Source organism: Pseudomonas sp. A-RE-19 (assembly GCF_019956555.1).
Classification (GTDB): domain Bacteria; phylum Pseudomonadota; class Gammaproteobacteria; order Pseudomonadales; family Pseudomonadaceae; genus Aquipseudomonas.
In genome coordinates, this window is record NZ_JAHBDQ010000008.1 from 151,713 (window position 1) to 159,173 (window position 7,461).

Sequence of the window (7,461 nt, forward strand, 5' to 3'; positions counted from 1 at the left end):
TGATCTTCCCTTCTGCTTACGGCAAGTTGCGCGCTTCTTAATACAAGGAGTAGCCGATGTCCGGTTCAATGGCCCAGGCCTTCGCGCACAACTTTCTGGGGCACTCGCCCCGCTGGTACAAGGCGAGCATTGTCGGCTTCCTGATTCTCAACGCTCTGGTGTTATGGACGGTCGGTCCAGTGGCCGCTGGCTGGCTATTGGTGGTGGAGTTCATCTTCACCCTGGCCATGGCGCTCAAATGTTATCCGTTGATGCCCGGTGGTTTGTTGCTGATCGAAGCACTGCTGCTGAAGATGACCACGCCCCAGGCGCTCTATGATGAGCTGGTGCACAACTTCCCGGTGATCCTGCTGCTGATGTTCATGGTGGCAGGGATCTATTTCATGAAAGACCTGCTGTTGTTTCTGTTCTCACGCCTGCTGTTGGGGGTTCGTTCCAAAGCCCTGCTGGCGTTGATGTTCTGTTTTCTGTCCGCGTTCCTGTCGGCCTTTCTCGATGCGTTGACCGTGACGGCGGTCATCATCAGTGCCGCCGTGGGATTCTATTCGGTGTATCACCGCGTCGCCTCGGGCAGCGATCCGCGCCAGGACAGCGAGTTCAGCGACGACCGGCATTTACCTACCCTTCATCATGCCGACCTCGAACAGTTCCGCGCCTTCCTGCGCAGCTTGCTGATGCACGGCGCAGTCGGCACCGCGCTGGGCGGTGTGTGCACGCTGGTCGGTGAACCGCAGAACCTGCTGATCGGCCATGAAATAGGTTGGCACTTCGCCGAGTTCTTTCTGAATGTGGCGCCGGTGTCGTTGCCGGTGCTGGCAGCCGGTCTGCTGACTTGCGTGCTGCTGGAGAAACTGCGCTGGTTCGGTTATGGCACGCTGCTGCCGGATAATGTGCGTGCGGTGTTGGCCAACTACGCCGCCGAAGACAATGCCGAACGCACCTCACGCCAGCGCGCTGCGTTGCTGGTTCAAGGAGTGGCGGCGCTGATTCTGATTGCCGGGCTGGCGTTTCACATCGCCGAAGTCGGTCTGATCGGTTTGATGGTGATCGTGCTGATCACCGCATTCACCGGCATCACCGATGAACACCGTCTGGGCAACGCCTTCAGAGACGCCATGCCGTTCACGGCGTTGCTGGTGGTGTTTTTCGCGGTGGTGGCAGTGATTCACGATCAGCAACTGTTCGTACCACTGATCCAATGGGTGTTGGCGCTGCCGGCAGATCAACAGCCGGGCATGTTGTTTATTGCCAATGGCTTGTTATCGGCCATCAGCGACAACGTGTTCGTGGCGACCATTTACATCACCGAAGTGAAACAGGCGTTCCTCTCCGGCCACATGAGCCGTGAGCATTTTGAAACCCTGGCCATCGCGATCAATACCGGCACCAACTTGCCAAGCGTGGCGACGCCCAATGGCCAGGCGGCGTTCCTGTTCCTGCTGACCTCGGCGATTGCACCGCTGATTCGCCTGTCGTATGGGCGGATGGTGTGGATGGCGCTGCCTTACACCGTGGTGATGGGTGTTCTTGGTTGGTACGCAGTAAGCTACTGGTTGTAACAGCGCAACACTCACTGTAGGAGCTGTCGAGTGAAACGAGGCTGCGATCTTTTGATTTTGATTTTTTAAGATCAAAAGATCGCAGCCTCGTTTCACTCGACAGCTCCTACAGTCTGTTGTGTGTTCAGTGTTTGAGGATGTACTTCTCGATCGCCTGGGCCGCACCGTCTTCGGTATTGGCCCCGGTCATCACATCGGCCTGCCGCTTCACCGCCTCCTCCGCCTGCCCCATGGCAATCGACAACCCGGCGCGATGAAACATCGCCGGGTCATTGCCGCCGTCACCGAGGGCGGCGGTCTGTTCCAGCGGCACCCCGAGAAACTCGGCCAGAGTCGCCAATGCCTCGCCCTTGTTGGCTTTCATCGCAGTCACGTCCAAATAGATCGGTTGTGAGCGCGAGACCTGCGCCTGTCCTTCGACCTTGGGCAGCAACTGCGCTTCCAGCTCGATCAACAGTTCGGTGTTGTTGCTGGCGGCGACAATCTTGTCGATACGCGCCATATAAGGCTCAAACGTCTCGACCACCACCGGCGGATACCCCAGGCCATGCTGTTCTCGAGGAACCATCGGGCCATACGGATCTTTGAGCAGCCAGTCGTCACTGCTGAACACCCAGACTTCAATGTCGGGCTGATCGGCAAACAGCGCCAAAGCCGTCAGCGCCGCCGTTGCCGGCAAATAATGCGCCACCAGCAAACTGCCGTCCGGGTTTACGATCGTGCCTCCATTGAAAGCCGCTGTCGGCAGGTCGACACCCAGGGCTTCGATCTGCTGCAACATGGCTTTGGGTGGCCGCCCGGTGGCCAGGCTGAACAGCACGCCGGCCTCGCGCAAAGCACGGACCGCCTCGATCGTGCGCTGGCTGAGACTGTGATCGGGCAGCAATAACGTGCCGTCCATGTCACTGAGCAGAAAACGGATGGAGTGTTGCGTCACGTCACTCATCCGACGCTGTGCCAGACGCGGCCATCGCGGGTCAGCAGCTCGTCAGCGCTCTGTGGCCCGTCTTCACCGGCCGCATAGCTCTGCACCGTCGCGTCCTGTTGCCAGGCGTCGAGAAAAGGCTGCACGGCGCGCCAGCCGTTCTCGATGTTGTCGGCGCGCTGGAACAGCGTCTGATCACCGGTCAGGCAATCGTAGATCAAGGTTTCGTAGCCGGTGGACGGCTGCATGACAAAGAAATCCTTGTAGGCAAAACCCAGCTCGATATTGGTCATGTTCAACGCCGGCCCCGGGCGTTTGGCCAGCAAGTCAAACCACATGCCTTCGTTGGGTTGAATCTGGATCCGCAAGTAGGTTGGCTGCAACTCCTCGACCTCGGTATCGCGGAACTGCGCGTACGGCGCCGGTTTGAAGCAAATGACGATCTCGGTGTCGCGCGCGCTCATGCGCTTGCCGGTGCGCAGGTAGAACGGCACGCCGACCCAGCGCCAGTTGTCGATCATCACTTTGAGCGCGACATAGGTTTCGGTGGTGCTGTCGGGCGCCACGTTGGCTTCCTGGCGATAACCGGGCAGCGGTTCGCCATCGATCTCGCCCGCCGTGTATTGGCCACGCACCGAGTTGGCTCGCGCCTCCTCGGTCGACCAGGGGCGGATTGCGCCGACAACTTTGGCTTTTTCACCGCGTACCGCGTCGGCACCAAAGGCCGCCGGCGGTTCCATGGCCACCATCGCCAATAATTGGAACAGGTGATTGGGCACCATGTCCCGCAGGGCGCCGGTAACTTCATAAAAACTGCCACGGGTTTCCACGCCGACGGTTTCGGCGGCGGTGATTTGTACGTGGTCGATGTAATGGTTGTTCCAGAAAGCTTCGAACAGGCTGTTGGAGAACCGGCTGACCAGAATGTTCTGCACGGTTTCCTTGCCCAGATAGTGATCGATCCGGTAGATCTGCTTTTCCGTCATCACTTTGAGCAAGCACGCGTTCAAGGCTTCGGCGGTATGCAGATCGGAGCCGAACGGTTTTTCGATCACCACCCTTCTGAACGCTTCGGGGGTTTCTTGCAGCAACCCGGCAGCACCGAGACGCCGCACCACTTCGCTGAAAAAGCGCGGCGCGGTGGCCAGGTAGAAAATCGCGTTGCCGGTGCCGCTGGCGGCGATTTTCGCCGCCAGCGCTTCGTAGGTGCGTTCGTCGAGGAAGTCACCCTGGACGTAGCTGATGTGTTTCGCCAGTTTGGCCCACAACGCCGGATCAAGGGCTTGATCGCCCTTGCCGACCTTGGCCGCCACTTCCGCCCGAATGAAATCTTCGAGTTTTTTGGCGAAGGCTTCGTCACTGATGGCGTTGTGATCAACGCCGATGATCCGCAGTCCATTCCCCAGCAAACCGTCGCGACTCAGGTTGTACAGTGCCGGCATCAGCAGGCGCTTGACCAGATCACCATGGGCACCGAACAGAAACAGCGTGGTGGGTGGTGCGGGTTCTGCCTTGGATTTCCTGCGGATCACATGGGTCATTTTTTCGAAGTCTCCACATGGCCGCCGAAGCCGAAGCGCTGGGCCGAGAGAATCTTGTCGCCAAAGGTGCCCTGCCCGCGCGAACGGTAGCGAGAGAACAGCGAGTTCGACAGCACCGGTACCGGCACCGATTGCTCCATGGCGGCTTCGATGGTCCAGCGCCCTTCACCGCTGTCAGCCACCGAACCTGAATAGCCGTCGAGCTTCGGATCGCTGGCCAGGGCATCGGCGGTCAGGTCGAGCAGCCAGGACGAGACCACGCTGCCACGACGCCAGACTTCGGCGATGTCGGCGACGTTCAGATCGAAGCGCTGATCTTCCGGCAGGTTGGTGCTGGCCTTGGTCTTGAGGATGTCAAAGCCTTCGGCGAAGGCCTGCATCATTCCGTATTCGATGCCGTTGTGAATCATCTTCACGAAGTGGCCGGAACCCGCAGGGCCTGCGTGGATGTAACCGCGCTCGGCGCGATCGTCATCGGACTTGCGGTCCTTGGTGCGCGGGATGTCGCCAAGGCCCGGGGCCAGGCTTTCGAACAGCGGGTCGAGACGCTTCACGGTCTCGGCATCACCGCCGATCATCATGCAGTAACCACGTTCCAGCCCCCAGACGCCGCCGGAGGTGCCGACGTCGATGTAATGCAGGCCTTTCTCCGCCAGGGTTTTCGCCCGGCGGATGTCATCCTTATAGAAGGTGTTGCCGCCGTCGATGATGGTATCGCCTGCATCAAGCAAAGTGCTGAGCGTGTCGATGGTCTCTTCGGTCGGTGCGCCGGCGGGCAGCATGACCCACACCGCGCGCGGTTTGGCCAGGCCAGCGACCAGGGCTGGCAAGTCGGCAACACCGGTGGCGCCGTCTTCAGCCAGGGTGTCGACAAAGGCGGTATTGCGGTCGTAAACAACGGTGGTATGCCCGTTGAGCATCAGGCGCCGCGCAATATTGCCGCCCATGCGGCCCAGTCCAATAATCCCGAGTTGCATGTACTGATGCTCCCTACTACAAATAAAGTGTGTCAAAGGTTATAGCCCAACGCGACTAATGAGGGTTAGTCCAGAGCGCTGGCACATAGTTTCCGGGCATTGTGCCCGATCCTGATTGATAACGTCGGTAATCGCACCGAAGACACAACGACCATGAAAAATAAAAAAGTTCCCTTCGGGGGCAAAAGAAACCAAAATTGGCGCCGATAGTAAGTCAGCACCCGATCTGCGGAGCGGGCTTACAGTTGAGACAGCCATTTGCGAGGTGAGCAATGGGCACCGTACACACAGCACTGCCAGCACAAACCCTTTACGTCACGATCCGTCGCGATGAACTGCGCCAGTTGAAAGACGAACGCGACCAATTGAAGCGGGAAGTCGCGCAATTGCGCCTGCTGACCCAGGGCAATCAGGCTCAGCCCTTGCCCGTCACCCAACGTGTTCCCCACGCCTGACCGCCTCGCTTGAACCGGAAACAGCCACCGCTGTTTCCGCTCTGCCGCAAGCCTTCCAGCCCGATAATCACAAAGTTTTCACATTTGCTTGTTGATACTCCCGCGCCTTGTGGCCGCTCGGTATCCGTGCGGCGTCTGTTCGTCTGTGACAAGGAGAGTGCCGACGGCCGAAGTAATCATCAGGCTGGAGTGCTGAATGGCTTTGTTTAAACGCAGCAAAACGTCTGCGAGCGGTTTTGATTGGGCAGGATTTCTCTGGTTATTTCTGTTCTTCTGGTATTTTTCCGGTATCACCCAACTACTGATTCAACTGACGGGCACTTCCGGTTTTACCGGGTTCCGCCAGGCCTTTGTGATGAGCGCCATCTGGCTCGCGCCGATGCTGTTGTTCCCCAAAAAGACACGAGCGATGTCCGCGCTGATCGGCGTGGTGCTGTGGGCCTGTTCGATGGCCAGCCTCGGCTATTTCTTCATCTATCAGCAGGAATTCTCCCAGAGCGTCATCTTCATCATGTTCGAATCGAACGTGTCTGAAGCGGGCGAGTACATGACCCAGTACTTTGCCTGGTGGATGGTGTTGGCGTTCCTGGCCCATACCGCCTTCGCGTATTTCCTCTGGACCCGCGTGCGTCCGGTGTACCTGCCACGTGGCCAGGCGTTGATCGCGGCGACGGCGATTGTGCTGGCGGTGGTCGGTTACCCGCTGATCAAGCAGACTGCGCAAACCGGCAGCCTGGCGGACGGCTTCGAGAAATTCGAAACCCGCATCGAGCCCGCCGTGCCTTGGCAGATGGCCGTGGCCTATCACCGTTACCTCGGGACCCTGGCCAGCATGCAAGACATGCTCAACAGCGCCAGCAAGATTGCACCGCTGCGCAACTTCAAGGATGCGATGGCCGATCAGCCGGCAACCCTGGTGCTGGTAATCGGCGAGTCCACCAATCGTCAGCACATGAGCCTGTACGGCTATCCTCGGGAAACCACCCCGGAACTGGACAAACTCAAGGATCAACTGGCGGTTTTCAATAACGTCATTACGCCTCGCCCCTACACCATCGAAGCCTTGCAACAGGTGCTGACGTTCGCCGACGAAGAAAACCCGGACCTCTTCCTGACGACGCCGTCGCTGGTCAGCATGATGAAACAGGCGGGTTACAAGACGTTCTGGATCACCAACCAGCAGACCATGACCAAGCGCAACACCATGCTCACGACCTTCTCCGAGCAGGCCGACGAGCAGGTGTACCTGAACAACAACCGCAACCAGAACGCCGCCCAGTACGATGGCGACGTGATCGAGCCGTTCAATAAGGCTTTGGCTGACGCGGCGCCACGCAAGCTGATTGTCGTGCATTTGCTCGGCACGCACATGAGCTACCAGTACCGTTACCCGCCGACCTTCAACAAGTTCACCGACCGTAAAGGTGTTCCGGACGGCGTGCGTGATGACCAAGTGCCAACGTACAACAGCTATGACAACGCGGTGCTGTACAACGACTTCGTGGTGTCGAGCCTGATCAAGGATTACGCCAAGGCAGATCCGAACGGCTTCCTGCTGTACCTCTCCGACCACGGCGAAGACGTCTTCGACTCCGCGGGCCATAACACCCTGGGCCGCAACGAAAACAAACCGACGGCACCGATGTACACCATTCCATTCATAGCCTGGGCCTCGCCGAAATGGCGCGAAACCCACGACTGGAGTTTTGCCAGTGATCTCGGACGGCCGTACAGCAGTTCTCAGCTGATTCACACCTGGGCGGATCTGGCTGGCCTGAGTTTCGATGAACTGGACCGCAGCAAAAGCCTGGTCAGCGACAGCTTCAAGCCTCGGCCATTGATGATTGGTAACCCTTATGAGCGTCAGCAGCGGCCGTTGATCGACTTCAGCCTGATGAAGCCCAAAGTCACGCCTGCTGACCCGGCAGTCGTTCAGCAGTAATTCTTTTGTAGGAGCCAGGCTTGCCGGCGAAGGCGCACTTAAGGACGCCTTCGCCGGCAAGC

The 7,461-nt window shown here is 58.9% G+C and carries 6 protein-coding genes; 3 read left to right on the forward strand and 3 right to left on the reverse strand.

The annotated features are described in order from the left end of the window. Positions 1-56 precede the first annotated feature (56 nt). Positions 57-1,559: a sodium/proton antiporter NhaB gene (gene nhaB / locus KGB14_RS06705; RefSeq protein WP_223485032.1), complete on the forward strand. Its 1,503-nt coding sequence runs from the start codon at positions 57-59 to the stop codon at positions 1,557-1,559. Positions 1,560-1,683: 124 nt separating this feature from the next. Here the strand turns inward: nhaB and KGB14_RS06710 are convergent, their stop codons facing one another. From KGB14_RS06710 to gnd, 3 genes are read right to left on the reverse strand one after another with little or no spacing between them, the layout of a single operon-like run. Beyond that, entirely contained in the window at positions 1,684-2,505 is an 822-nt protein-coding gene (locus KGB14_RS06710; RefSeq protein ID WP_223485034.1) for an HAD family hydrolase, read from the reverse strand. After that, positions 2,502-4,025, reverse strand: a complete 1,524-nt coding sequence (zwf, locus tag KGB14_RS06715; RefSeq protein WP_223485036.1) for a glucose-6-phosphate dehydrogenase — start codon at positions 4,023-4,025, stop codon at positions 2,502-2,504. The genes KGB14_RS06710 and zwf overlap by 4 nt, the downstream gene beginning before the upstream one ends. After that, positions 4,022-5,002, reverse strand: a complete 981-nt coding sequence (gnd, locus tag KGB14_RS06720; RefSeq protein WP_223485038.1) for a phosphogluconate dehydrogenase (NAD(+)-dependent, decarboxylating) — start codon at positions 5,000-5,002, stop codon at positions 4,022-4,024. The genes zwf and gnd overlap by 4 nt, the downstream gene beginning before the upstream one ends. Positions 5,003-5,274: 272 nt before the next feature. Between gnd and KGB14_RS06725 the strand changes: the two genes are divergently transcribed. Together KGB14_RS06725 and KGB14_RS06730 are read left to right on the forward strand one after the other, a co-directional pair. Beyond that, positions 5,275-5,457, forward strand: coding sequence for a DUF6026 family protein (locus KGB14_RS06725; RefSeq protein WP_030130313.1), 183 nt, complete (start codon positions 5,275-5,277; stop codon positions 5,455-5,457). A gap of 196 nt (positions 5,458-5,653) precedes the next feature. After that, a complete protein-coding gene (locus KGB14_RS06730) occupies positions 5,654-7,399 on the forward strand; it encodes a phosphoethanolamine transferase CptA (protein ID WP_223485040.1) in 1,746 nt (581 codons plus the stop codon). Positions 7,400-7,461: the final 62 nt, after the last annotated feature.

What these genes read in the sequence shown, in the direction of transcription:
- nhaB (WP_223485032.1), top strand. Translation starts at nt 57, where the DNA reads ATGTCCGGTTCAATGGCCCAGGCCTTCGCGCACAACTTTCTGGGGCAC.
- KGB14_RS06710 (WP_223485034.1), bottom strand. Translation starts at nt 2,505, where the DNA reads ATGAGTGACGTGACGCAACACTCCATCCGTTTTCTGCTCAGTGACATG.
- zwf (WP_223485036.1), bottom strand. Translation starts at nt 4,025, where the DNA reads ATGACCCATGTGATCCGCAGGAAATCCAAGGCAGAACCCGCACCACCC.
- gnd (WP_223485038.1), bottom strand. Translation starts at nt 5,002, where the DNA reads ATGCAACTCGGGATTATTGGACTGGGCCGCATGGGCGGCAATATTGCG.
- KGB14_RS06725 (WP_030130313.1), top strand. Translation starts at nt 5,275, where the DNA reads ATGGGCACCGTACACACAGCACTGCCAGCACAAACCCTTTACGTCACG.
- KGB14_RS06730 (WP_223485040.1), top strand. Translation starts at nt 5,654, where the DNA reads ATGGCTTTGTTTAAACGCAGCAAAACGTCTGCGAGCGGTTTTGATTGG.